This window comes from Streptomyces sp. NPDC094034, from assembly GCF_040303865.1.
Lineage (GTDB): Bacteria > Actinomycetota > Actinomycetes > Streptomycetales > Streptomycetaceae > Streptomyces.
In genome coordinates this window covers 1-25,495 of the sequence record NZ_JBEOUD010000028.1, presented here as the reverse complement: position 1 = coordinate 25,495, position 25,495 = coordinate 1, and the positions used below count along the sequence as shown (strand labels likewise).

Annotated in this window: 16 protein-coding genes; 4 read left to right on the top strand and 12 right to left on the bottom strand. The window is 71.6% G+C overall.

Features of this window, described 5'->3' with window-relative positions:
• Positions 1 to 48: 48 nt before the first annotated feature.
• The 3 genes from ABTZ59_RS23425 to ABTZ59_RS23415 form a co-directional block, all read right to left on the bottom strand.
• Positions 49 to 1,107: a lactonase family protein gene (locus tag ABTZ59_RS23425; RefSeq protein ID WP_351412796.1), complete on the bottom strand. Its 1,059-nt coding sequence runs from the start codon at positions 1,105 to 1,107 to the stop codon at positions 49 to 51.
• A gap of 178 nt (positions 1,108 to 1,285) precedes the next feature.
• Positions 1,286 to 2,800 carry an FUSC family protein gene (locus tag ABTZ59_RS23420; RefSeq protein ID WP_351413488.1) on the bottom strand — a complete coding sequence of 505 codons (1,515 nt, stop codon included), beginning with the start codon at positions 2,798 to 2,800 and terminating at the stop codon, positions 1,286 to 1,288.
• Between the two features lie 213 nt (positions 2,801 to 3,013).
• Positions 3,014 to 5,047: an AfsR/SARP family transcriptional regulator gene (locus ABTZ59_RS23415; RefSeq protein WP_351412788.1), complete on the bottom strand. Its 2,034-nt coding sequence runs from the start codon at positions 5,045 to 5,047 to the stop codon at positions 3,014 to 3,016.
• A gap of 156 nt (positions 5,048 to 5,203) precedes the next feature.
• Between ABTZ59_RS23415 and ABTZ59_RS23410 the strand changes: the two genes are divergently transcribed.
• Positions 5,204 to 6,082, top strand: coding sequence for an alpha/beta fold hydrolase (locus ABTZ59_RS23410; protein ID WP_351412784.1), 879 nt, complete (start codon positions 5,204 to 5,206; stop codon positions 6,080 to 6,082).
• A 29-nt stretch (positions 6,083 to 6,111) separates the two neighbouring features.
• On the opposite strand, the gene ABTZ59_RS23405 is transcribed toward ABTZ59_RS23410, so the two are convergent.
• Positions 6,112 to 6,900, bottom strand: a complete 789-nt coding sequence (locus ABTZ59_RS23405) for an SAM-dependent methyltransferase (RefSeq protein WP_351412775.1) — start codon at positions 6,898 to 6,900, stop codon at positions 6,112 to 6,114.
• Between the two features lie 292 nt (positions 6,901 to 7,192).
• Between ABTZ59_RS23405 and ABTZ59_RS23400 the strand changes: the two genes are divergently transcribed.
• From ABTZ59_RS23400 to ABTZ59_RS23390, 3 genes are read left to right on the top strand one after another with little or no spacing between them, the layout of a single operon-like run.
• Entirely contained in the window at positions 7,193 to 8,599 is a 1,407-nt protein-coding gene (locus tag ABTZ59_RS23400; RefSeq protein ID WP_351412769.1) for a hypothetical protein, read from the top strand.
• A 57-nt stretch (positions 8,600 to 8,656) separates the two neighbouring features.
• On the top strand, positions 8,657 to 9,139 hold the full coding sequence (locus ABTZ59_RS23395) for an Lrp/AsnC family transcriptional regulator (protein WP_351412765.1): 483 nt from the start codon (positions 8,657 to 8,659) through the stop codon (positions 9,137 to 9,139).
• Positions 9,140 to 9,164: 25 nt separating this feature from the next.
• Positions 9,165 to 9,881: an HAD family hydrolase gene (locus ABTZ59_RS23390; protein WP_351412758.1), complete on the top strand. Its 717-nt coding sequence runs from the start codon at positions 9,165 to 9,167 to the stop codon at positions 9,879 to 9,881.
• Positions 9,882 to 9,980: 99 nt separating this feature from the next.
• On the opposite strand, the gene ABTZ59_RS23385 is transcribed toward ABTZ59_RS23390, so the two are convergent.
• From ABTZ59_RS23385 to ABTZ59_RS23350, 8 genes are all read right to left on the bottom strand, one after another.
• Positions 9,981 to 10,898: an ArsR/SmtB family transcription factor gene (locus ABTZ59_RS23385; protein ID WP_351412749.1), complete on the bottom strand. Its 918-nt coding sequence runs from the start codon at positions 10,896 to 10,898 to the stop codon at positions 9,981 to 9,983.
• Between the two features lie 767 nt (positions 10,899 to 11,665).
• Entirely contained in the window at positions 11,666 to 12,478 is an 813-nt protein-coding gene (gene trpC / locus ABTZ59_RS23380) for an indole-3-glycerol phosphate synthase TrpC (protein ID WP_351412733.1), read from the bottom strand.
• 70 nt (positions 12,479 to 12,548) lie between these two features.
• Positions 12,549 to 13,052 (bottom strand): YbaK/EbsC family protein, encoded by a 504-nt coding sequence (locus ABTZ59_RS23375; protein ID WP_351412727.1) that lies wholly within the window; start codon positions 13,050 to 13,052, stop codon positions 12,549 to 12,551.
• A complete protein-coding gene (locus ABTZ59_RS23370) occupies positions 13,049 to 14,182 on the bottom strand; it encodes a branched-chain amino acid aminotransferase (RefSeq protein ID WP_503003466.1) in 1,134 nt (377 codons plus the stop codon). The genes ABTZ59_RS23375 and ABTZ59_RS23370 overlap by 4 nt, the downstream gene beginning before the upstream one ends.
• Before the next feature lie 112 nt (positions 14,183 to 14,294).
• Positions 14,295 to 14,669: a nuclear transport factor 2 family protein gene (locus ABTZ59_RS23365; protein ID WP_351412697.1), complete on the bottom strand. Its 375-nt coding sequence runs from the start codon at positions 14,667 to 14,669 to the stop codon at positions 14,295 to 14,297.
• Positions 14,670 to 14,764: 95 nt separating this feature from the next.
• Positions 14,765 to 14,974, bottom strand: coding sequence for an MbtH family protein (locus ABTZ59_RS23360; RefSeq protein ID WP_351412689.1), 210 nt, complete (start codon positions 14,972 to 14,974; stop codon positions 14,765 to 14,767).
• Between the two features lie 90 nt (positions 14,975 to 15,064).
• Positions 15,065 to 23,008: a non-ribosomal peptide synthetase gene (locus ABTZ59_RS23355; protein ID WP_351412683.1), complete on the bottom strand. Its 7,944-nt coding sequence runs from the start codon at positions 23,006 to 23,008 to the stop codon at positions 15,065 to 15,067.
• A 231-nt stretch (positions 23,009 to 23,239) separates the two neighbouring features.
• Positions 23,240 to 25,495, bottom strand: a 2,256-nt coding sequence (locus ABTZ59_RS23350; protein WP_351412680.1) for a non-ribosomal peptide synthetase, incomplete at its 5' end; no start/stop codon positions are given.

Below are 25,495 nucleotides of genomic sequence, written 5' to 3'. Positions count from 1 at the left end.
GCCGTATCCGCTCATGGAGAGCGTCGTCGGGGGTGGCGGGCTGTTCGGTCAGCCGAAGACCACGCAGGAGGCGGCGGGGGCCGCGAAGGAGCCGGCGCGTACCGGAATGCCCGTCGCCGCATCGATGTCGAACCAGGTCACGTCGCCGGAGTGCTCATTCGCGGCGTAGAGGCGGCCACCCGTCGGGTCCAGCGCCAGATCGCGGGGCCAACGCCCGCCGCAGTCCACCGTGGTGACCAGGTCGGCCTTCTCGTAGGTCGCGTCGAGCGCGAGGACGGCGATGCTGTCATGTCCGCGGACCGCCGCCCAGACGAACCGTCCGTCGTGCGACACGACCACCTCCGAGCCGAAGCCCTCGACCTCCACGCCATCGGGCAGGACGGGGGCTTCGCCGACCGGTCCGAGCAGGCCCTTCTCCGCGTTCCAGCGGCAGAGGGTGAGAGTCGGCTCCAGCTCGTTGAGCACATACGCGTGGCCGCCGGCCGGGTGGAAGGCGAGATGACGCGGCCCGGTGCCGGGGCGCAGCGCGGTCTCGGCGTGCGGTGTCAGCTCGCCGGCGGTGGTGTCGAGCGAACTGATCCGGACGGAGTCGGTGCCGAGGTCGGTGGCGAGGATCCACCGGCCGCTCGGGTCGGTCACCACCTGGTGCGCGTGCGGCCCGCGCTGGCGGTCCGGATGCGGCCCGGAGCCCTCGTGCCTGGTCACCCCGCTCGTCGGCCGGAGTGCGCCGTCGGCGCCGACGGGCAGTACGGTGACGCTGCCGGAACCATAGTTGGCGGTCAGCAGATGCCCGGCGGTGAGGGTGAGATGGGTGGGGCTCTCGCCGCATACCGGTACGGGCTCCCCCAGCGGCCGCGGCGCCCCGTTCCCCGCGTCCGCCGCCGGTGTACGGAACGCCGCCGCCGCGCCTTCCTCGGTCTCGGAGACCGCGTAGAGCACGGATCCGTCCGGGGACAGCGCCAGATAGGACGGATCGGCGACGGCGTCGGTGGCTCCGCGCTCCGTCAGAGCCCCGGTCCCCGCGTCCACGGTCACGGCGATGATCCCGCGGCCTCCCGTGGAGGTGAACGATCCGATGAAGGCCCGCCCGTCGTTCCTGCCGCTCACTCTGTGTCCCCTCTTCGGCTTCTCGTCGGCTGCCTCGCGGCCACCGCTCCCCCGGTGTCCGGGGCCGACGGTAGCAGGGGGTCTGGACCAATCACTTGGCCCGGTGGGTCCTTTCCGGCCCCTTTCCGGCCCCTTTCCAGCCCCCTTTCCGGCAGCTCAGGAGGGGGCGTCCGGTAGTTCAGGCGGGGACGAGAGGGCCGCGCGACGCGGTACGCAGGGGTGTGGAGAGGTCCCCGAGCGCCCGCTCCAGGTTGTGCAGATGGGCCAGCGCCGCCTCTGCTCCGGGGTGGTGGTGCGGCGCGTCCGGCACATCCGCCGCCGGACGGGCCGGCTCCGCCCCCGGCGGCGCCAACTCGCGTACGGCGGCCTCCACTCGGCGGCAGGCGGCGGCCAGCCGGGCGTCGTGCGCGGCGGTGGGGTCGGCGGCCACCGCGGCGAACGCCCGTACCTCACGGGCGCAGTCGTCGAGCAGGACAAGCACGTGGCGGGCCCGGGCCCGGCGCGCCCGCGACGGGTTCAGCGGATGGACAAGCGGTGCGAGGGACATCCGTACCCGGCCGAGCAGTGCTTCCAGTTCCGCGGCGAGCGGCCCCGGATCGGCCTGCTCGTCCCCGGCGAGCCTGCGGGCGGCCGTGGTGGTGCAGCGGTGCACACAGCGCAGCGCCTGCTGGATCCACGCGTCGGTGACGGCATGGGTGGTCACGGGCAGCAGGAGCAGGACGGCCAGCGCCGCGCCCAGCGCCCCCACACCGGTCTGGGCCAGTCGCAGGGCGAGCAGCGCCGGATCGAGCACGCCGAGCAGTCCGTACAGCAGGCCGACCATGACCGTCACGAAGAAGATCATCCAGCTGTACGAGACCGCGGCCGTGTAGAAGATCCCGAAGACGCACAGGGCGACGAGCGCGGCGGTGGGGGCCGTCGCGCCGTGCAGGGGTACCGCGATGATCAGTCCGGCGGCGCTGCCGACGGCCGTGCCGACCACCCGCCGGAAGCCGCGGACAAGGGTCTCACCACGTGAGGCGGTGTTCACGAAGATCCACCAGGCAGCGCCGACGGCCCAGTACCAACGGTCCTGCGAGAGCGTCTGGCCCACGTAGAGCGCCAACGCACCGGCGGCGGCCATCTGAACCGCCTGCCGGGTGGTCGTACGGGCAGTGCCCGGGGCGCCGGGCAGTAGGGGCAGGGTGGGCGGCGGCAGCCGGCGCTCGTAGCACCAGACACCGAAGCGGACGACCGAGGAGGCGATTACGGCGAGCAGCAGCGCGGAGTACAGACCGGGCAGTTGCGCGGGCACGGTGTGCAGGAACTGCGCCACGAAGAAGGTCATGAACCCGAAGACCCCCAGGGCATTCCCTCGCGGGCCCCAGCGGCGTGCGTACACCCCGGCACCGGCCACGACGAGAAACGCCGCGTCGCGGGCCCGCGGGTGATCGTGCAGCGCCGACGCCAGGGCGAGCACGGGAAGGCCGACCGCGGGCAGCAGAGCGGTGGTGACGGCCTGGCCGCGTACCGTCGTGTCGGTGACGGTGAAGAGGGCGAGGAGCGCGGCGAGTCCACCGGTGATGACCCCGGCGAGCGGGTGACCGGCGGCCCCGCACACGAGGACCGCCAGGCCGATGCCGAGAACGGCGCGGGCGGCGCCGTACAGCCGCAGCCGTCCCGGATCGGGACACACGAATATCCTCTTCAGCACTGCCAGCCCGCCCGTTCTCATTCCGGCATGAGAAAGGCGCCGCGGAGATCCGCAGCGCCATTGACAGCTCCATCACAGCACCTCGCACCCCAGTGGCTCAAGTGAACCTTGACCTACTGGGCCATTGGCACACTGAACCGCGATCGCCGCGCGCGGCCGGGGGGCCAACGGCCGCGACGCCGGCCGGAACCACGCACCCACCACCGGGCGGGCTCACCGTCCCTCCTGTCCGGCCGATCCCGTGGCGGCGAGTGCTTCGAGGTGGCGCGCGACCGGGCCGAGGCTGAGCAGGCCGCTGCCCGCTCCCGCCACCTCCCCCGCCGCCGGGGTCAGTTCGCTGTACGCACGCCGTATCGTCTCCCGGTCGCCGAGGGCGATCGCCGCCCGCGCCGTGAGGCACCACAGGGCCTCCAGCAGCAGGTCCGGCGGCGGGTCCGGGGCCTCGCGGAGCGCCGCCCGTGCCGCGTCGCCGCGGTCCTGGGCCAGCAGCACCAGGGGGCGGACCCACGGTGCGTACGGCCCCCAGTCGATGTGGTCATCGGTGGGAGCCGGGCGGCCGTGCCGTAGCCGCAGGGACAGCAGCGCGAGCGGCAGCAGACCGTGTTCCAGGCCGGGCATACGCGCTCCGTCGAGGCGCGCCGCGGCCTCCCGGTAGGCCGTCTCCACCTCGGCCACCGGTGCCCGGCCGGTCTCGGCGAGGCGCATTGCCCGGTACCACTGGGTGAACACACCCACGAGCGGCAGCTCATGCCGCTCGGCCAGCCGGTCGGCGGCGGCCGCGTGTCCGTCGGCTCCGGGAAAGTCGGCGAGCGCGCCGCGCGCCTGGAGGCGGATGAGGTGTCCGAGGATCTCGTAGGTGACCAGGTCGTGGCGGGCGGACAGGGTGACCAGTTCGGCGCCGATCGCGTCCCGCCGGGACGCCAGACCCGCGCGTTGGAAGGTCTGCATGAACACACCGTTGAGAGCGAACGCCAGCAGTGCGGGATCGTCCAGGCCACGGGCGATCCGCTCCGCCCGCAGAGCGGCCTGGCGGCCGCGCGCCGAGGGAGTGCTCCCCGCTCGAAGGGCGCGGGGCGGGGTGCCGCGCGACTCCAGCGCGATGGTGGCGAGCAGCCGGGCGCGCGCCGCCTCGTGGCCGCCGGGAGGGAGCGCGGTCAGGGTCCGCTCGGCCACGCTCACCACAACCGCCGACCGCTCCGGGTCGTCGGAGCGGGTCCAGATCGCGGGGACGTCGTACGCGCCGATCACCCGGGCGGTCAGCGCCGCGTCGCCCAGCTCCTCCGCCGCCGTAACGGCCGCCACGCGGTGCAGCTGGGCCGCCTCCAGGCCGCCGCCCCCGGTCACCGCGAGGCCGCGCAACAGACCCATCGTCGACTCCAGCCGGGCGCGGGCGCCCGCGGCGACGGTACGGTCGTACGCCGCGGTGGCCCGCGACCACACCTCTCCCGCCGCGCCGCCCTCCCCACCGGCGTTGCCCGGCCCGGTCGGGGGGTCGAGATGGGCGGCGTGGGCGAGGATGTCCGCTTGCAGACGGCGCAGTCCGGGGCCGGGGTCCACCCCCAACCGCTCCACCAGGAGCGTGCGTGCCCGGCGCAGCACCGCGAGCGCGTCGCCCTGGCGGCCGGCCCGGTAGAGCGCGAGTGCCAGCAGCCGCCAGGCGTCCTCGCGCCAAGGGTGCTCGGCGACATGCGCGTCCAGATCGGGCACGGCCTCGGCCGCCAGTCCCAGGGACAGCCTGGCTTCCGCCCGCTGCTCGACCGCGCGCAACCGCAGCTCCGTCAGGCGGGCGCGCTCGGCGCCCGCCCAGGCCGCGTCGGCGAAATCCGCGTACGCGGGCCCGCGCCACCACCCCAGCGCCTCTTCCAGCCGCGCGAGCGCGTCCTCGGGAGGCAGCGTCGCGGCGGCGGCCACCGCCCGCTCGAAGCGCCAGGCGTCCACCGCGTCCGGCTCCGCGCGCAGCGCGTACCCGGGCCCTTCCGTGACCAGCAGCCCTGCCCGGGCGCGGGGCGGGCGCTCCGGCTCCAGCGCGCGGCGCAGCGCGGCCACGAAGGTACGTACGGCCCCGACCGCGCCCGGGGGCGGGTCCGCCCACAGGTCCTCGACCAGGCGGGTGACCGGGACGACACGGCGGCGGGCGACGATCAGCCGGGCCAGCACCGCGCGGTGCCGGGGTCCCTTCAGGGCGATCGCGCCCCCGCCACCGTCCCAGGCCGTGACCGGCCCCAGCACCCCGAACCCGACCCGCATCCGTGACCACCTCCTCCTCGGGCGCGGCTCGCCCTCGGCCACGCTATAGCGCGCTGATCCGATGCTCATTCGCGCCCGCCAGGCTGAAGACACCTGTTCAAGCCGGTCGACCGGATCAACCCGGTCACCCGGATCACCACAGAAAGAGGCGGAACCATGACGCCTGCCATCACCGGCTTCGACTACCGGCGCGTTCCCGTCGCCGACGGCGTGTCACTGAGCGCGGCCGTCGCGGGCACGGGCAGTCCGGTCGTGCTGCTGCACGGCTTCCCGCAGACCCATCTGATGTGGCGGCACGTCGCCGCCGATCTCGCGGCCGATCACACCGTGATCTGCCCCGACCTGCGCGGCTACGGCGCCAGCGACAAACCCGTCGAGACCGGCGGCGCCACCTACTCCAAGCGCACCATGGCCGCCGACATCGTCGCCCTGGCCGGTGCGCTGGGGCATGAGCGGTTCGCGCTGGCCGGGCACGACCGGGGTGCCCTGGTCGCCTTCCGCGCCGCACTCGACCATCCCACGGCGATCACTCACCTCGCCTGCCTCGATGTGCTGCCGACCCTGGACATGTGGAACGTGATGCACGGCACCACCGCGGCCGTCGGCTTCCACCTCTATCTGATGGCCCAGCCGCCCGGCCTGCCGGAACAGATGATCACCGGCTGCGCGGACACCTTCTTCGGTCACTTCCTGGACGGCTGGACCAAGGACCCGCGAGCGATCCCCGCCGACGTGCGTGCCGCGTATCTGGACGCGTGCCGCGACGCGGTGCCCTCGATCGTCGCCGACTACCGCGCCTCCGCGGGCGTCGACGTCGACCACGACCGTACGGACCGGGACGCGGGCAACCGGCTGCGGATGCCGGTCACCGTCCTCCAGCAGGACTGGGGAGCGATGCTCGGCTACGACGCGCGGTCCCTGTGGCAGGCGTGGGCCGCCGATCTGCGCCATGTCTCCGTCACCCATGGCCATTTCATGGCGGAGGAAGCCCCCACCGATATCGCCGAGGCCCTGCGCGACCTGCTCACGCGCTGAGGAGGCGGGCGCCGGGGCGGGGAGAGGACCTAGCGGACGCGGGCCACTCCCACGTAGAAGCCGCTCTCCTCGCGTTCCGGCGCGGGAGTGTCCCGGTACCACTCGGGCGCCCTGACCAGGCCGGGATCGAGGAGGTCGGTTCCCTCGAAGAACCGCTCCACCTCGGCGCGGGTACGGGGGCACAGGGAGATGCCGCCCTTCCGGTACGTCCCGGTGACCTTGGCCGCCTGCTCGGGGGCGAGGAAATCGGCGGTGCCGTGGGACACGATCAGCACGCTGCCCGACGGCAGCGCGTCCACCAGGGTGCGGGTGATGCCGTACGGGTCGTCCTCGTCCGGGACGAAATGCATCAGCGCGATGAGGGACAGGGCCACGGGGCGGCTGAAGTCCAGTAAGCCACGGGCGTGTTCGAGGATCCCCTCCGGCCTGCGGACATCCGCCTCCAGATAGTCGGTGATCCCCTGCGGACCGCTGACGAGCAGGGCCTCCGCGTGGCGCAGGACGATCGGATCGTTGTCGGTGTAGACGATCCGGGACGCCGGGACGATCTTCTGGACGACCTGGTGCAGATTCGGCTCGGTGGGGATGCCCGTACCGATGTCGAGGTACTGATCGATACCCTCGCGGGCCGCCCAGGCGACGGCGCGGTGCATGAACTCCCGGTTGATCTGGGCGCCGCGCTGCGCGCCCGAGGCCAGCTTCTCCGCCATCTCACGGTCGACGGGGTAATGGTCCTTGCCGCCAAGGAAGTAGTCGTACACACGAGCGGGGTGGGGCTTGCTCGTGTCGATTTGGGGCTTGGGCCTGCCGACCGTCACGGGGACGCTCCTGTATGAGGGGTCGCGGAGAGGGAACGGGTGGTTACGTACCCGCGAATGAGTGCGGGCGAACGGACAGCGTATGGGACGGAGTTGGTCGACTCCCAGCACTCCGTCCGGGCGGTACGGCGCGGGCCCGGTACGGCGTGGGCCCGAATTCCGCGCTCGAAACCTCATCGACCAGAACCACTCCGAAGAGTGGCCGCGCGTCAGTTGGCGCGATCCCCGAGGTTTCACCCGGGGTGAGTACTGCCAGAGATCAGGTGACTACTCACCGTAGAGACGAGGAACAGTGCTGGCCCGGAACAAGGACGACGGCTCCCACACGCTGCTCAGCATGCTGCACAACTCGCTGACCGACACACGCAGGGAGCTGCGGGCTTCCCTCGCCGAGGGGTTCGACCGGCTCCGGATGGCGGGGGACGAGGCGCACCGGGCCACCCAGGAGGCGCTTGCCTCCGGGCTGAGTGAGCTGCGCGCGGAGCTGCGGGAGACGAGGGAGGGCCTGGCGCGCGGCAGGGACGAGCTGGGGCAGGCCGTCGAAACCGCCGTGGAGATCCTGCAGGACGAGGTGCAGCAGTTGAAGGAGGCGGTCGACATCCTCCGTCCCGGGTCCGCCGGTCATCCGGGTCTGCCCTTCGAGACACCCGGCGGACCGGTTCCGCCGCCCGGTGTGCCCGGAGTGGCGGGCGCGCCCGGCGTTCCCGGTATCCCGCCCGGTGCCCCCGCCATGCCCAGCGTTCCCAGCCAGCGTGAGGAGGACGACGCCCGGACCGTACTCCCGGGATCGCCAGAGCCACCGGCACCGCCCGGGCCCTCGTCCGAACCGCCGGCGCTGGCCGGGCCTTCGGCGTCGCCCGAGTCCCCGGCGTCGGACCAGCGGTCGGCGCTCCCCCGGGACATCACGGCCGCGGGGTCGGCGGAGGGGACCTCGCCGGGGTCGGGTGAGCGGGTGACACCGTCGATCCTGGACGCGCTGCGCCGGGAGTTCGGGCCGTTGCTGGAGCACCTTGCGGAGGCTCGCGGCGAGCTGGCGGCGGTCCGTGCGGACATCACCGCGCTGACCTCCCGTATGGACGACGCGGAGGAGACCCGGCGTGCGCCCCGGGAGCCCGCGCGGCGGCTGCCGCCCGAGGCCTCCATGACCCCCTCCGTGCCCCCCGGGGCCCCCGTGACCCCCGTGACCCCCGGGGCCTCCGTGCCGCCTGTGCCGCCCGTGACCGAGGAGCACGGGGAGTTGCTGAAGCGCGCCGCCCGGGTGTCGTCGGCGTCGCTGATCTGCCACCGCGACACATGGGAGTTCATCACCGGCCAGGCGGGCCGCCACTCCCACTTCCGGATGCCGCCGCGGATCACCGACCGGGGCGACGACCGGATCGCCGCGGCGCTGTCGGGGCGCTCGCTGATCGCCGTCCTGATCTCCCTGTTCACCACCCGGCACGCCACGGACGCGGGGGACGGTGACTGGGCACTGGCGACCACCCTGTACGAACGTGTGGGCGCCGGTCTCGACGTACTCACCCCCGGGGGCACCACCGTCACCATCGCGCTGGACGACCGCGCCCCGGGCGTCGACGACGGGAGGGGCGCCGACGACGGCGGTGGCAGCACCGGGGGCGAGAGGGCCGAGGGGATCAGTCTGCCGTCGCCCGCGTCGCCGGACGGTCCGGGGCGAATGGCTCAGGCCGGTCCCACATAATGGGGCCGTTGGTACAGGCGCAGGCCGTACCCATGGACAGCGGGAGGCCGGCGGACGATGGCGGTGGACACGCTCGACACCCGCATCCTGCGGCTCCTCATCGAGCAGCCGCGTACCAGCGTGCGGGAGTACGCGCGCATCCTCGGGATCGCCCGCGGGACGCTTCAGGCCCGGCTCGACCGGCTGGAGCGCGAGGGTGTGATCACGGGGAGCGGGCCGTTTCTCTCCCCGGCGGCCCTCGGCCATCCGGTGCTCGCCTTTGTCCATATCGAGGTCACACAGGGGCATCTGGACGAGGTCGGTGAGGCGCTCGCCGAGGTCCCCGAGATCGTCGAGGCGTTCTCGATCACGGGGGCCGGGGATCTGCTCACCCGGGTCGTGGCCCGCGACAACGGCCATCTGGAGGACGTGGTCCAGCGTCTGATCCAACTGCCGGGTGTGGTCCGTACGCGTACGGAGATGGCCCTGCGCGAGCGGGTGCCGCACCGGCTGCTCCCGCTGGTCGAGTCGGTGGGCCGGGCCGTCGGCGAGCGACGCTGACGGAGCGCTTGGCATGCTGGGGTGTATGAGCACTTCCCCTACGCTTGCGGTCATCTTCGATCTCGACGGAACACTCGTCGACAGTGAACCGAACTACTACGAAGCAGGACGGCTGCTCCTGGCTCAGTACGGCGTGTCCGACTTCAGCTGGGAGCAGCACAGCCGGTTCATCGGGATCGGCACCCGCGAGACGCTGGAGGTGCTGCGCGAGGAGTACGCGCTCGACGCGCCGGTGGACACGCTGCTCGCCGAGAAGAACCGGCTCTATCTGGAGCGGGTGCGCGCCTCGACCGAGGCGTTCCCGCAGATGCGGAAGCTGGTGGAACGGCTGGGCACCGAAGGCGTGCCCATGGCCGTGGCGTCCGGTTCGTCCGGGGCGGCCATCGATCTGGCGCTCGCGGTCACCGGACTTGACGGGTATTTCGCCACGACCGTCTCGGCCGAGGATGTCGAACGGGGCAAGCCGGAGCCGGATGTCTTCGTGGAGGCGGCGCGCCGGCTGGGAGCCGAACCGGCCCACTGCGTGGTGCTGGAGGACGCCGTGCCCGGTGTGATCGGCGCGCGGGCCGCCGGGATGCGATGTGTCGCGGTCCCCTACGCACCCACGCCCGGCGCGCCTCTCGATCCGGCGTTCGGTACGGCGGGGCTGGTCTTTCCCGGCGGACAGAGCGAGTTCACGGCGCAGGCCGCGTACGCGTGGATCGTCGGGGAGCAGGGCTCACCGAGCCCGCAGGAGCGCTGATCGCCCGACGGACGGCCCGGTGCCGGGAGCTCGGTGCCGGGAGCCCGGTGCCGGGAGCTCAGTGCCGCGGCCGGGCGCCGGGGCCCGGCGTCAGGGGCCTCAGCTCCGGTCAGCCATGTCTCCGTTGAGCAGCGCGACACCCAGCGGGGTGATGGTGTGCTGCACCTTGTTGAAGGTACGCAGGGTGGTGATCAGTCCCGCCGTGCGCAGCACCGAGGTGTGCTGACTGGCGGCCGCCGAGGAGATTCCCACGCTCTCGCCGACCTCGGTGGTGGTGCAGCTGCTGGTAAGTGCCTCCAGGACCGATGCGCGTGTACGCCCCACCAGCGCGTGCAGCGCGTGCTCGGCGCCGCCCTTGGACTCCCACAGCGAGTCCGCCCACTCGGGGCTGGCGCGAGTGGGGTAGATCAATGTCACCGGACGCCCGTCGGATCCGCCGCCGGAGAGCACCGGTGGGCGGCCCGCCAGGAAGAGCGAGGGCGCCAGCGCGAGGCCGCCCGACTCCAGCTTCACATCATCCCCGTTTCCGGGGACTTCGAGGATCGGCGCGTCCCAGCGGATGGCCGGGTGAAGCGTGGAGAGCAGTTTGCCGACTCCGTCGCTGAGCATGATCTGACCGCGTGCGGTGCGGTCCGCGTGCAGTCGCTTGGAAATGGCCTTCCAATACGGGGCTATCGCGACGCGGTGGAACTCCTCAAGATCCTGGACGACTTGAGGCTTCTCCCCGGACGCGGACATCTCCGGGAAGTCGCCGTCCTCCAAGGTGCTACGCGCGTCAAGTCCCAGCCTTCGCACCACTTGATCGATGTCCGGGACGGGACGCACGACTTGGGCGAGCCTCACCAGCGCGCGGATATTGCCGGAGTTACCCAGCTTTTTGCGCCATGGCTTGAAGACCGGTCCGCCGCCGCCCAGGCTGAGTTCTTCGAGGGCGAAGAGGGACTCTCGTATGTGATCGACCTGCGTAAGAACTCTGGTTTGTGACAGGCTCTCAGGCGTAAAATATATGCGACGCATACTCCCCCGCAGGATCCGTGCGCACTGTCGACCCGGACTCGGATTCACCGGCGACGAGCCGCTCCCACCGTTTCAACTCGCGAGTGCATTCGACGTTACCACGAGTCGCCGAGGCCAATCGGGTGCATCGGAAACATCGGAAACATTCGAAAGTACCGCCGGCCTCGATGACTTCCATAGTGCGTCCGCCTCATCACATCCGACAGGGGAGGCCGCACGCCTATGGAGGTACAGCTGGCTGCACCTGCCCAAGAGGGGTCAGCTGTAGTCGAAGGAGCGTCAACCCCGCTGTTTTCCAGGAGTTTAGCCACAGTCCCGAGCATCGCCCAACAAAGGGGTCGAGCTCCCCGGCGGCGTTCTTCCTATGCCGGAATGGACGTGGGTCGGAACATCTCCCGGAAATGTGGCCGGAATACCGTAGTGGCTCACGAGAAGGCTTTAGCGGGGGCTAAAACTTCCCCATACGGTCCGGCCGGCCTCACTCCGCTTCCGCCGGTGATTCGGCAGGTCGTACGTGGACCCGGCCTCGGCACGGGGCCTAACCCATCCCCGCCGGTTCCACAACCAGTGATGCCCGGCCAGCCCGATCGGCCGGATCCGGGAGGCGTCGCCAGAGGGTTCCCGCGGCAGGGGGACGGCGAGCATTTCCGCCATCAGAAAGGCGAGTTCGCGTGACGTGCCAGGGTGGAGGCGTGAGTGTCGGGGCGCAGGGCGCGTACGGCCCGGGACACCGCGACCGCGCGCTTCCCGCCGTCCCCGGCGGGGGTTCACAGGCGACCGCGGTGCCGCGCCCCGTCCCGGCCCGCCGCGCGCAGTGCCGCCAGCGCGGAGCCCGGGCCCGCGGCGGTGACCAGCGCCTCTCCCACCAGCACCGCGTCCGCGCCGTGCGCGGCGACATGGGCCACGTCCCCGGGACCCCGGATACCGGATTCCGCGATACGTACCACCCCCTCCGGGATACGCGGGGCGAGCCGCGCGAAGGTGCCTCGGTCGATCCGGAGGGTCTTCAGATCGCGGGCGTTGACACCGATGACCGACGCGCCGAGCGCGAGCGCGCGCTCGGTCTCCTCCTCGTCGTGCACCTCCAGCAGTGCCGTGAGCCCCAGTTCACCCGCGAGCTTCAGCAGGGCCGCCAGCTCGTCCTGCCCAAGCGCCGCCACGATCAGCAGCGCCAGGTCCGCTCCATGCGCCCTGGTCTCCCACAGCTGGTACGGAGTGACGACGAAGTCCTTGCGCAGTACGGGGATCCGTACCTCGGCGCGGACCACGTCCAGATCGGCGAGCGAGCCATGGAAGCGACGCTCCTCCGTCAGGACGCTGATCGCCGCCGCGCCGCCCCGTTCGTACGCCCCGGCCAGCGCCGCCGGGTCGGTGATGGGGGCCAGCGCGCCCTTGGACGGGCTGGCCCGCTTCACCTCGGCGATGACCCGCACTCCCGTGCCCCCGCGCAGCGCGGCGGCCGCGTCGAGGGCGGGCGCCCTCTTCATCGCCCGGTCACGCACCTCGGCTTCGGGAACGAGTCGTTGACGGTGGGCGACATCTTCGCGTACTCCGCCGATGATCTCGTCGAGCACGGTCATGGGGTGTTCGGTCCTCTCACATTGCCGCACGTTTCCGACCGGCCGGACGGTGACTCGCTCTCCGGCCGGGTCAGGAGGCGATCGGAACGATCTTGGGGTTGGCGAGGGTCAGATAGTCCTCGGTGGCGAGCGCCACCGACAGATCCAGCCTGGCCGCGTTGAAGTACAGCGTCGGCTCCGCGCAGAGCGCGGGGTCGGCGAGCACGGACAGCTCGTCATGGAACGAGAACGGGATGATGCTGCCGCTCACACAGCCGGTCAGGCTCTCCGCGAGGTCGCGCCGGGCGAGTTGGGCGCGCGTTCCACCGCACTCCGCCGCGACCCGCTCCAGGTCCACCCGGCGGTCACCGGGGATCACCGCGAGGATGTGCCGCTCGGCCGGGGTGCCGCCGAGAACGGTGACGATCATGCATTTGGCGGCTGCCGTCAGGGCATGGCCGCGCAGCGCGCTGGCGAGCGCGGTCCGGCCCTCGGGCGCGTGTGCCAGGAGTTCGTAGCGTGCGCCCGACTCTTCCAGCACCTTCAACAGACGCTGCGACGCGACGAGTCCGTCGCGACCGGCGGTCTCGTTCATGTGGTCGCCGACTGTCTGGCCGGGGACACCGGCCGCATCCAGGAGTGCGGGTCGGGCAGTTCGCCGCGCTGGATACCGAACAGCGCGGCGGAGAGTCTGCCGGTGACCTCACCGGCCGCGACGCCGCCTTCGCCAGGAGCGCCCGCGCCGATGGTCCAGGCGCCGTCCTTGGTGCTGACCTCGTTGACCGGACTGATCCGGGCGGCGGTGCCACAGGCGAAGACTTCGGTGATCGCGCCGGAAGCGCAGTCCGCCCGCCACTGTTCCAGGCTCAGCGGTGCCTCACTCACCGGCACACCGAGGGTGGGGGCCAGGCGCAGCAGCGCGTCCCGGGTGACGCCGGGCAGCAGGCTGCCCGTCAGCGGCGGGGTGACCAGTCGGGCCGAGCCACCGGATCCGTACACGAAGAAGAGATTCATGCCTCCCATCTCCTCGACCCAGTTGCGCTCCACCGGGTCGAGCCAGACGACTTGGTCGCACCCCTTGCGCTGGGCCTCCTCCTGGGCGAGCAGGCTTCCGGCGTAGTTCCCCGCGCATTTGGCGGCTCCGGTGCCGCCGGCGGCGGCCCGGGAGTACTCGTCGGTGACCCATACCCGTACCGGGCGCTGGGCAGGGCCGAAGTAGCCCTCGGTGATGAACGCCACCAGCAGGAAGCGGTATTCACGGGCGGGACGCAGAGCGAGAGTCCGCTCGCTCGCGAAGAGGATGGGGCGCAGATACAGACTCATGCCGGGGTCGTCGGGTATCCACTCCTGGTCCTGGGCGACCAGGGCGTCCACCGCCGCGAGGAACAGTTCCTCGGGCGGCTCGGGCATCATCAGGCGGCGGGCCGAGGCACGCATCCGTCCGGCGTGCGCGTCCGGCCGGAAGACCGCGACCTCGCCGGTGTGCGAACGGAACGCCTTGAGCCCCTCGAAGACGACCTGGCCGTAGTGCAGACCGACCGTGGCGGGGTCCAGGAGCAGCGGACCGTAGGGCACCAACTCGGCGTCGTGCCAGCCCTGTTCGGGGTTCCATCGGGCGGAGACCATGTGCTCGGTGAACGCGGTGCCGAAGGCGGGGGTTGCGCAGCGCTCCGCGCGCTCCGGCGCCGTCAGTGGTCGGGCTACGGGTGTGGTCACGATATGCACTCCGGCCTCCTGTGGCGGTTCGTGCGATCGGGGTGTGGCGGGATGGGCGGGGTGGGGGAAGCGAGGCGGGGCCGGGCGACGAGACCGGGCATGGGACGGGAGTGACGGTGTGTCACACCAGTGGGGCGAAGAAGTACGTGTCACGCCGACTGAATCGCCGCTCGCCGTTGAGCAGGAAGAAGTCGGCGAATTCCAGGTGGACTTGGCGGCCGTCCTTGAGGACGCCCTCGAAGACTCCGTTGACCGCGACCTGATCGCCCCGCGCGACGACCGTGGTGACGGTGTGCCGACCGCTCTCGATCACGCGCTCGCCCGTGTAGAAGGCGGTCAGACCGGTGTGACCGCGCATGGGTTCGTATCCCGGCCGCCGGTAGACGGCGTCCTCCGCGAAGAGGGAGACGAGTCCGAGGACGTCGTCCGCGTCCACCAACCGGTAGTACTCACGCACCCGGGCCTCATTGACCTCGGTGGGAGAGCTCTCGGTCATCTGCTGTCCTCCGTCCGGTGTGTACGGGCTGTGCGGGCTGTGCGGGCTGTGCGGGCATATGCGCTGTACGGGAGCTCTGGGCCGAACGGGTCATGTCACCCGCCCATGGCCTCGATCAGGGACGTGGGCCGCATATCGGTCCAGTTGGTCTCCACGAAGTCCAGGCACTCCTGCCGCAGCCGCGGGCCGAAGGCGACCTCCCAGCCGTCGGGCACATCGGCGAAGGTGGGCCACATCGAGTGCTGACCCTCCGCATTGACGAGTACGAGATAGAAGGCTTCATTGTTCTCGAACGGTGCCGACATTTTCCTTTTCCTTCTCATTCGGATTCGGGTTCGGATTCGGACGTGGATACGGATACGGATACGGATACGAGGGCCGTCAGCCGGCGTTCGTCAGCCGAGGAGCGCGCGCAATTCGCGCATGAATTCCTCGCAGAGCCCGGCGATGGTCTTCTCGTGGTGTGTCGCGCTCGAATAGCGGATGGCGAGCCTGAACCGTCCGCCGATGACGACCCCGGTGATATCGAGCAGATGGGCCCGCTCTGCGTGGTCGCTCCGCTGGGCCAAGGCCGGCAGGACAGCGCGTACCGGACCGCCCTCGGTGGCTCCCGGGGCGTCGTCGAACCGGCCGAGGTAGTTGAAGACCACCTGGGGCGCGGGCGCGTCGACCAGCGTGGGCTCCCGCTTGAGATGGCGCAGGGCGCCGTATCCCAGTCCCTGTTCGGGAACGGCACGCAGTTGCCGGCCCACGAGCTTCACGCGCGCCCTCGGCGACTGATCCCCGGGTACGTTCAGATGGACCGGGTGGATGGTGGTGAACCAGCCGACCGTACGCGACAGATCGAGGTCGTCGAACAGTTCTTCGCGGCCATGGCCTTCCAGGTCTATGGTGACGCCGGCGCCACCCGCCCAGCCGGAAAGGCTCGCGCCGAGCGCGGTCAGCAGAATGTCCTCCGTACGGACACGGAACGCGGCGGGAGCCGTACGCAGAAGCGCCTCGGTCTCCGACTCGTCCAGTTCGGCGGTGAATTCCGCTTCCGACGCGACTGTATGAGGTCCGGGACCGTCCACCGGAAGCGGAGCGGATTCGCGCTCCAGCACCTCTTTCCAATAGGGGAGTTCGGATGCGAAGCCACCGTCCTGGGTGTGCTCGGACAACCGCGTGGCCCACTGGGCGAATGACGTACCGACCGGCTCGACCCGTATCGGTTCCCCCTCTCGGGCCTGCCGGTAGGCGGCGTCGAGGTCACCGAGCAGGACGCGCAGCGAGACCGCGTCGGTCACCAAGTGGTGGGCGACCAGCAGCAGTCGGGGCACGCTGTCGGCGCCGCCGTCGAAGAGCACCGCGCGCGCCACCGGTCCTTCGGCGAGGTCCAGCGACGCCTGGACCTCGGCCGCCGCCCGGTCCATGACGGCCGCCAGCTCCCGCGTGGTGACACCGAAGATGTCCCGTCGGGCGACGGGGACGGCCGCTGACTCCGGTGCGATGTGCTGGGTGGGTACGGCGGCGCCACCGGTGAAGCGGCTCCGCAGCGTCTCGTGGTGCGCCATGACGGCGGTGACGGCCCGGATCAGCGCGTCGTGGTCGGTGTCCGGCGCCAGCTCCAGCTGGACGGACATGTTGTAGTGGTGCGGATCGGTGCGGTACGTCTCGAAGAAGCGGTGTTGCACGGGGGTGAGCGGCTGCGGCCCGGCCGTCGTCGCGGTCGCCGGCGCCGGTCCGTCGCCCGGGTCGTGCGCCGCGCTGTCGACCAGCTCCGCCAGCGCGCGTACCGTCGCGGCGCGGAAGATGTCCTTCGAGGTGAGCGACGCCCCCGCCGCGCGGGTGCGCGCCACCAGCTGGATGCTGAGGATCGAGTCACCGCCGAGATGGAAGAAGTTGTCGTCCAGGCCCACCTCTTCGAGGCCGAGCAGCTCGGCGAAGATCCCGGCGAGGAGCACTTCGGTGTCGGAGACCGGCCGCGCGTCGGGGTCCCCCGCCGTGCCGGTCGGCTCGGGCGCCGGGAGCGTCTTTCGGTCGACCTTCCCATTGGCCGTCAGGGGCAGTTCATCGAGGACGACGAGGGCGGCGGGGATCATGTAGTCGGGCAGGGTGAGACCCGCGTACCGGCGCAGCGCGTCGGTGTCGAGCGCGGGGCCGTCCGGGTGAGGGGTGACATAGCCGACCAGCCGGTGCCCGCTCGGGCCCTCGGCGGCGATCACACAGGCCTGTCCGACGCCGGGCGCGGCGGCCAACACGGCCTCCACCTCGCCCAGTTCGATCCGCAGCCCACGGATCTTGACCTGGTGGTCGGTACGGCCGAGGTATTCGACGGTGCCACGGTCGGTCCATCGCACCAGGTCGCCGGTACGGTACAGCCGCTCGCCCGGCGCGCCGAACGGGTCCACCACGAAACGCTCCGCGGTCAGCCCCGGCCGCCCCAGATACCCACGGGCCAGCTGCTCACCCGCGAGATACAGCTCACCGGGCACACCGACGGGCACCGGCCGCAGCAGCCCGTCCAGTATGTGCAGTCGGGTGTTCCAGACCGGCCCGCCGATCCCGTGCCGTACACCGGGCCGTATGTCCTCGGTCGTCGCCCAGATGGTGACCTCGGTCGGTCCGTAGAGGTTGGTGACGCTCGCGGCGGAGCCGGCGAGCCGACCCGCGAGATCCGGCGGCAGCGCCTCGCCGCCGACGAGTACCCGCAGCCCCTTGACCGCGTCGGGCCGTACGGCGAGCAGCATCCGCCACAGCGAAGGGGTGGCCTGCATGATGCCCGCCCCGGAGTCCGCCAGGATCTGGGCGAGGCGGTCGGGATCGCCGACGGCCTCCTGCTCCGCGACGATCACGCTCGCTCCGGCGAGCAGCGGGAGATAGATCTCCAGCGCCGCGATGTCGAAGCTGATGGTGGTGACGGACAGCAGCTGGTCGGCGGCGGTGAGCGGGAACCGCTCGGCCATGCAGGCGAGGAAGGAGGCCAGCGCCGCGTGCGGAATCACCACCCCCTTGGGCCGTCCGGTGGAGCCCGAGGTGTAGATCACATACGCCGGATGCCGGGCGGCGTGCCGCCGTACCGGATCCACCGGCTCGTAGGCCGCCGGGTCGTAACCGTCGCTCCCCGCGGGGCCGTCGAGGAGCAGCACGGGGCTCTTGCTGTCCGCGACGAGGTGGCGGGTGGCGGTGTCGGTCAGTACGTGGACGGGCTCCGCGTCCCGCAGTGTGTACGCGAGCCGGTCGGCGGGGTGACCGGGGTCGAGCGGCAGATACGCGCCGCCCGTCTTGAGGACGGCGAGCAGCGCGACGACGAGGGAGACGGAGCGGGGCAGCGCGAGCGCGACCACGTCCTCCGGGCCGACACCCTGGGCGATCAGATGGTGCGCGAGCCGGTTGGCGCGCTCGTTCAGCTCGGCGTAGCTCAGAGTGGTGCCGTGGCTGACGACGGCGGGCGCGTGGGGGGTGAGGGCCACCTGCCGCTGGAAGAGCTCGACCACGGTGGCGTCCGGCAGCCGCCGCTCCACACCCGCCCGGTCGGCATCGATACGCGTCCGCTCGCCCTCGGTCAGCATCGCCAGTCCGGCCATCGGACGCTCGACACCACCTGGGGCGGCCAGCGCCTCGGCCAGCGTCACCAGATGACCGGTCAACCGCTCGATCGTGGACACGTCGAACAGATCCGTGCTGTATTCGACCGAACCCCACAGCTCCCCGCCCTCCTCCCGATAGGTGAAGGTCAGATCGAAGAGCGAGAAATCACGGGAGAGCGGCTGCTCGGAGAGTTCCACGCCATGCAGCCGCATCGGGGCGGCGGGCGTGTTCTGGAAGGCGATCAGCGCCTGCACCAGCGGCGGACGGCTCAGATCGCGTTCGGTGACGACCGCGTCGACCACCCGGGAGAACGGCGCGTCGCCATGCGCGAACGCCTCCAGCACCGTTTCCCGTACGGAGTCCAGGAACTCCCCGAACGTGCGCAGTTCGTCCACCTCGGAACGCAGCACCAGGGTGTTGACGAAGAAGCCGATCAGCCCCTCGACCTCGGCTCGGTCGCGTCCGGAGCTGAGCGTGCCGAGCGCGATGTCCTGACGACCGGACCAGCGGGCGAGCAACAGGGAGGTGAGCGCCGTGGTGGCCATGAAGAGGGACGCGCCGTGCTCCTGGGCCGCGCGGGTCAGCCCGTCGGTGGCACGGGCCGAGAGCCGGAAGGTGTGCAGCGCTCCGGAGTAGCCGAGGACGGGTGGCCGGGGCCGGTCCGCGGGCAGTTCCAGTGGCTGCACCCCGGCCAGCTTCCGCCGCCAGAAGTCGAGTTGGGTGTCGAGTTCTCGCTCGGTGAGATGTTCGCGCTGCCATACGGCGTAGTCCGCGTACTGCACGGGGAGCGGGGGGAGGGCGCTGTGCCGCAGCAGGTGGCCGGCGTCGCGCGAGCCGGTTTCGAGGGCGGCGTTGTAGAGGGCGCCGAGTTCGCGTGAGACCACGCCCATCGACCAGCCGTCCGTGACGATGTGATGGATCGTCACGGCGAGCGCGTGGTCGTCCGGCGCCGCGCGGACCAGCAGGGCGCGCAGCAGCGGCCCGTTGCGCAGGTCCATCGGCCGGGCGAACTGGGCGGCCAGGGTGGCTTGGAGCTCCCGCTCGCGCTCGACCGGATCGGTCGCGGTGGGCTCGGCGACCTGGACCGGGACATCGTAGGGATCACCGATCAGCTGTATGGCGCGGCCGTCGACCGCGTCGAAGGTGGTACGGAGCGATTCATGCCGTACCACCAGGGCCGACAGCGCGGCCGAGAGCGCGGAGATGTCCAGCGGGCCGGTGAGCCGCAGTACTCCGCCCGCGTTGTAGGCCGGATTGCCCGATTCGAACTCGTCCAGGAACCAGAGGCGTTGTTGGGCAAACGACAGGGGCAGGTCGCGGTCGCGGCCCGCCGGGGCGATCCGCGCGGTGTGCCCGGCGGCGCGGCCCTCGGTGACCCGCTCGGCGAACTCGGCGATGGTCGGCCGGTCGAAGAGCGCACGGGCTGACAGCTCGATCCCGAAGGTCTTCCGCACCCGGGAGATCACTTGGACGCTGAGGATCGAATTGCCGCCGAGCTCGAAGAAGTTGTCGAGAACGCCGATGTCGTCGAGGTGGAGCACCCGCGCCCAGATGCCGGCCAGCGCCTCTTCCAGGGCGTTGCGCGGGGCGACGCGCTCGGCGGTGGCGGCGAAGAGCGAGGGGTCGGGGGCGGGCAGCGCTCTGCGGTCGACCTTGCCGTTGATGGTCAGCGGCAGTGTGTCGAGAACGACGATGGCGGCGGGGACCATGTAGTCGGGCAGACTCCGGGTCGCGTACTCCCTGACGGCACCGGCTTCGAGCGCGGGGGCGAGCGGGTCGGGCACGGGGGCGGGCACGGCGGCGAGCGGGGCGGGCGCGTGCGGGGCGGTGCTTCGGTCGTGCGGGGCGGCGCCGGGGCCGTCGGGGCTCGCCGGCCGCGCGGTGACATACCCCACCAGCCGGGGACCGCCGGGGGCGTCCGTGGCCACCACACACGCCTGTCCGACCCCGGGAGCCGCCGCCAACGCGGCCTCCACCTCGCCGAGTTCGACGCGGTGCGCGCGTATCTTGACCTGGTCGTCGGTGCGGCCCTGGTACTCCAGGGCGCCGTCGGCCGTACGGCGCACCAGGTCGCCGGTACGGTACATCCGTCCGCCCGGCGCGCCGAACGGGTCCGCCACGAAACGCTCCGCGGTCAGCCCCGGCCGCCCCAGATAGCCACGGGCGAGCTGCTCACCCGCGAGATACAGCTCACCGGGCACACCGACGGGCACCGGCCGCAGCAACGCGTCCAGTACATGGCCGCGCATGTTCCAGGAGGGGCTGCCGATCAGGACGGCGCCGGCCGGGTCGGCGTCGCCCGGCGCCAGGGTGTGTACGACACAGCCGACCGTGGCCTCGGTCGGGCCGTACTCGTTGACGACGCTCGCGTCGGGGTGCCGCGCCCGCCAGGGGGCCAGCGCCTCGCCGAGCAACTGCTCGCCGCCCAGCACCAGATCGCCCTGGGCGAGGACCTCGTCGGGCAGCGACTCCAGCAGCGGCAGATGGCTGGGGGTGGCCTTGATGAAGGTGGGCGCGGGCCCGTCGGCGCCCCACAGGCCCGGGTCGATGTCCTCCAGCGCGCTGATGTGGACCGTGCCACCGACGGCGAGCGGTGCGAACAGCGTGGTGACGGTCAGGTCGAAGGAGACGGAGGAGTGCAGTATCGCGCCGCCCCGGATGCCGGGGTATGAACCCTCGCACCAGCGCAGGTAGTTGGTGAGCCCGCTGTGCGGTACGACCACCCCCTTGGGGCGGCCGGTGGAGCCCGAGGTGTAGATGACGTACGCGGCGTTTCCGGGCCGCAGCGGGGCGCTCCGGTCCGCGTCGGTGAGGTCCGCCGCCGATCGCGAGGCGAGCGCCTCATGGGTGGCGGGCAGGTCGAGCACCAGGTGGCGGGTGTCCGGGCCGGGCCGTACCGGAAGATCGGCGGCGTGCTGGGTGATCACGTGTACGGGGCGGGCGTCGTCGAGCAGCGCGGCGATCCGTTCGGCGGGGTAGTCGGGGTCGACCGGCAGATACGCCGCGCCCGTCTTGAGCACCGCGTACAGCGTCACCATCAGGTCGGCGGAGCGCGGCATGGAGAGCGCGACCACGTCCTCGGCGCCGACGCCCTGGGCGGCCAGCTCGTGGGCGAGCCGGTTGGCCCGCTCGTTGAGTTCGGCGTAGCTCAGTGTTCCGCCGTCGGTGACGACGGCGGGCGCGTCGGGGGTACGGGCCGCCTGCCGCTGGAACAGCTCGACCGCGTTGGTGTCCGGCAGCGCCCGTACCGCACCGGACCGGTCCGCGCCGATCCGCTCCTGCTCGCCCTCGGTCAGCATCGTCAGCCCGGCCATCGGACGCTCGACACCACCCGGGGCGGCCAGCGCCTCGGCGAGCGTGACCAGATGACCGGTGAACCGCTCGATCGTGGACTCGTCGAACAGATCCGTGCTGTATTCGACCGAACCCCGCAGCTCCCCGCCCTCCTCCCGATAGGTGAAGGTCAGATCGAAGAGCGAGAAATCACGGGGCAGCGGCTCCTCGGCCAGTTGTACGCCGTCCAGTCGCAGAGGCTCGGAGGGGGCGTTCTGAAGCGCGACCATCGCCTGCACCAGCGGTGGGCGGCTCAGATCGCGCTCGGTCACCAGGGCGTCCACCACCTGCTCGAAGGGCGCGTCGCCATGGGCGAACGCCTCCAGCACCGTTTCCCGTACGGAGTCCAGGAACTCCCCGAACGTGCGCAGTTCGTCCACGTCGGCGCGGAGCACCAGGGTGTTGACGAAGAAGCCGACGATCGGCTCGACCTCTCCCCGGTCACGGCCGGAGACGGGGGTGCCGACCGCGATGTCGCGCCGGCCCGAGTGGCGGGCCAGCAGCAGCTGGCTGAGCGCGGTCACGGCCATGAACAGGGTCGCGCCGCGCCCCCGCGCGAGGGCGGTCAGCCGCTCGGTGAGTTCGGCGGGGAACCGGAAGGGGTACGCGGCGCCGGCGTATCCGCGTACGGCGGGACGCGGCCGGTCGGTTGCCGTGTCCAGCGGTGTCAGCGCGGCCAGTTTTCGTCGCCAGTAGTCGAGTTGGCGGTCCAGTTCGCCGCCGGTCAGCCGCTCGCGCTGCCAGACGGCGAAGTCCGCGTACCCGAGTGACAGTGGGGTCAGCCCGGCGCGCTCCAGCAGGGCGGGGACCTCCCGCGGCCCCGGCAGCGGAGCGGCGGCGTAGAGCACGCTCAGCTCGCGCTCCAGGATGCCCATCGACCAGCCGTCCGTGACGATGTGATGCATCGTCAGCACGAGGATGTGGGTCGTGTCGTCGAGCTTCACCAGCAGCGCGCGCAGCAGTGGACCGGTACGCAGATCGAAGGGGCGCGTCACCTCGGCCCTGAGCAGGCTCCTGACGATCAGGTCCCGCTCGGCGTCGGGGGCCGGTGGCACCTCGGTGACGGGCACCGGCACCGCGAAGGGTTCCCCGATGAGCTGTACGCCCTGCCCGTCCACCGCGTCGAAGGTGGTACGGAGCGATTCGTGCCGTACCACCAGCGCGGACAGCGCGGCGGCCAGCGCGGGCACATCCAGGTCGCCGGTGACCCGCAGTGCCGCGCAGGAGTTGTACTCCGCGCTGCCGGGCTCGAACTCGTCCAGGAACCAGAGCCGTTGTTGGGCGAAGGACAGTGGCAGGTCACGGTCGCGGCCGGCCGGGGTGATCCGGCCGGGCCGGGCCTTCCCGTCGTCGCCGCCGGCCAGCCGGGAGCGCATCCTGTCCCGTACATGCTCGGGCAGGGACTGAATCCAGCTCTCGCGTGATGCCGCGTCCATGCGTCTCTCTCCTCTACGGGTGCCACGAGGTCGTTCGGGTACTGCCGGGGCCGCCGCTCCGGCCGCGGGCCACACTCCCGCCACGGGCCACGTTCCTGGCCCGGGCCGCACTCCCGGCCCGAGCCACAACTCCATGCGTGGGTCGCACTCCAGGCGTGGGTCACACTCAGGCGTGGGTCAGACTCCTGGCGTGGGTCACACTCCTTGCGTCGGTCACACTCCTCGCGTGGGCTACTCCAGTTCCGCCAGCACCTGGGTCTCGACCGCCGACGCCAGGTCCGCGACCGTCGGGTTGTCGAAGAGCGTGCGGGCGGGCAGATCGACGGCGAACACCTCACGGACCCGGGAGATCACCTGGATGCTGAGGATCGAATCGCCGCCCAGGTCGAAGAAGTTGTCCAGGACGCCGACGCGGTCAAGACCCAGCACCTCGGCCCAGATCCCCGCCACCAGTTCCTCGCCCGGGTCGCGCGGGGCCAGGCCCTCGCCGCTCTCCCCCGCCATCTCCTCCGGCGAGGGCAGCGCGCGCCGGTCGACCTTGCCGTTCGGGGTGAGCGGGAAGACATCGAGGACCAGTACGGCCGCCGGGACCATATAGGCGGGCAGCGAGCGGCCGATGAAGCTCTTCACCTCGTCCGGCTCGGGTGCCCGCGCACCGGCTTCGGGTACGACGTACGCCACCAGCCGTTTGCTGCCCGGGATGTCCTCGCGTGCCAGCACCAGCGCCTGGGCGACGCCCGGATATCCGGCGGCGGCCGACTCGATCTCGCCGAGTTCGATGCGCTGTCCGCGGATCTTGACCTGGAAGTCGGTACGGGAGACGAAGTCGAGGTTGCCGTCGGGCAGCCAGCGCACCAGGTCGCCGGAGCGGTACATCCGGGAGCCCGGCGGACCGAACGGGTCGGCGACAAAGCGCTCGGCGGTGATCCGGGGCCGGTTCACATAGCCGCGCGCCATACCGTCGCCGGACAGATACAGCTCGCCGGCCACCCCCGGCGGCACCGGCCGCAGCGCGGCGTCGAGTACGTACACGCCGGTGCCCGCGATGGGGGTGCCGATCGGCATCGGGCCGCTGCCCGCGTAGTTGTCGTTGACGACGAACAGCGAGGTGAAGACGGTGCCCTCGGTCGGCCCGTAGCCGTTGATCATGCGGACACCGGGCAGTTCCTCGACCACCTTGACGCAGTGTGCCGGCGAGAGGGTGTCACCGCCCGACATGATCAGCCGCAGCCCCGAGAAGACCCGCACATCGCTGTCCACGATCTCGTGGAACAGCCCGGCGGTGATCCAGATCGCGGTCACCCCGCGCGAGTGCAGGAACTCACCCGTCTCGGCCGCGGACATCACCCTGGTGGGGCTGACGGCCAGCGCGGCTCCGTTGAGCAGGGCGCTCCAGATCTCCAGTGTGCCCGCGTCGAAGGAGACGGTCGCCAGCTGGCCGACGACATCGCGTTCGGTCATCGCCAGCTTGGGATCGCGGGCGACGCGCAGCACACCGCGGTGCGGGAGTACGGCGCCCTTGGGCCGGCCGGTGGAGCCGGAGGTGTAGATGACATGGGCGAGATTGTCGGGCCGTACGGTCACCTCGGGCGCGTGACCTGGCCGGGCCTCGACGGCGGCGCGCTCGGTCGTGTCGTCCAGGAGCAGGATCGGCGCGTCGGTGGGCGGCAGGGCCCCGGCGCAGCCGCTGTCCGTGACCACGAGCCCGGCTCCGGAGTCGGCGACCATGAAGGCCAGGCGGTCGGCGGGGTACTCCGGGTCCAGTGGTACGTACGCCCCGCCGGCCTTGAGTACGGCGAGCAGCGCGACGAACAGTTCCGTGCGGCGTCCGAGGCAGACGCCGACCCGGGAGTCGGGCCGTACTCCTCGTTCGACGAGGTGGTGGGCGAGGCGGTTGGCGCGGGTGTCCAGTTCGGCGTAGGAGACCCGCTCGTCGCCCACGATCAATGCCGTGTTGCCGGGGACCCGCGCCACCTGCTCGGCGAAGATCCCGGTCAGAGTGTGCCCGCCGTCACCGGGCGCCCCGCGGCCCCAGGTCCGCAGGATCTCGTTCCGCCGGCCGGGAGTGACAAGGCCGAGCCCGGCGATCTTCTCGTCCGTGACCTCGACGAGGCTCCGGGCGTGCAGTGTGAGCTGGTCGCGCAGCCCCTCGACGGTGCCGCGGTCGAAGACGTCGGGGTCGAAGAGCAGGATCAGCACGAGCCGTTTGCCGGTGAATGCGGCCAGGTTGAGGGGGTAGTTGGTCGCCTCGACCGAGCCGACCTCGCTGACGCTCAGGCCGTGCCGGTCGGCGGCGTCGGTGTCGACCGGATAGTTCTCGAAGATGACGAGAGTGTCGAAGAGCGGTTGGTTCATGGGGAGTTCGCTGAGGGCCTGGACGCGGTTGAGGGGGAGGTGGTCATGACGGCGGGCCTCGACCTGCTCGCTCTGCAACCCCCGCAACCACTCCACCACCGGACGATCCGGATCCAGCCGCACCCGCACCGG

Coding starts and splice junctions, on each gene's coding strand:
- ABTZ59_RS23410 (WP_351412784.1), top strand. CDS start 5,204: ATGACGCCTGCCATCACCGGCTTCGACTACCGGCGCGTTCCCGTCGCC.
- ABTZ59_RS23360 (WP_351412689.1), bottom strand. CDS start 14,974: ATGTCGGCACCGTTCGAGAACAATGAAGCCTTCTATCTCGTACTCGTC.
- ABTZ59_RS23365 (WP_351412697.1), bottom strand. CDS start 14,669: ATGACCGAGAGCTCTCCCACCGAGGTCAATGAGGCCCGGGTGCGTGAG.
- ABTZ59_RS23390 (WP_351412758.1), top strand. CDS start 9,165: ATGAGCACTTCCCCTACGCTTGCGGTCATCTTCGATCTCGACGGAACA.
- ABTZ59_RS23385 (WP_351412749.1), bottom strand. CDS start 10,898: ATGCGTCGCATATATTTTACGCCTGAGAGCCTGTCACAAACCAGAGTT.
- trpC (WP_351412733.1), bottom strand. CDS start 12,478: ATGACCGTGCTCGACGAGATCATCGGCGGAGTACGCGAAGATGTCGCC.
- ABTZ59_RS23355 (WP_351412683.1), bottom strand. CDS start 23,008: ATGGACGCGGCATCACGCGAGAGCTGGATTCAGTCCCTGCCCGAGCAT.
- ABTZ59_RS23375 (WP_351412727.1), bottom strand. CDS start 13,052: ATGAACGAGACCGCCGGTCGCGACGGACTCGTCGCGTCGCAGCGTCTG.
- ABTZ59_RS23415 (WP_351412788.1), bottom strand. CDS start 5,047: ATGCGGGTCGGGTTCGGGGTGCTGGGGCCGGTCACGGCCTGGGACGGT.
- ABTZ59_RS23395 (WP_351412765.1), top strand. CDS start 8,657: ATGGCGGTGGACACGCTCGACACCCGCATCCTGCGGCTCCTCATCGAG.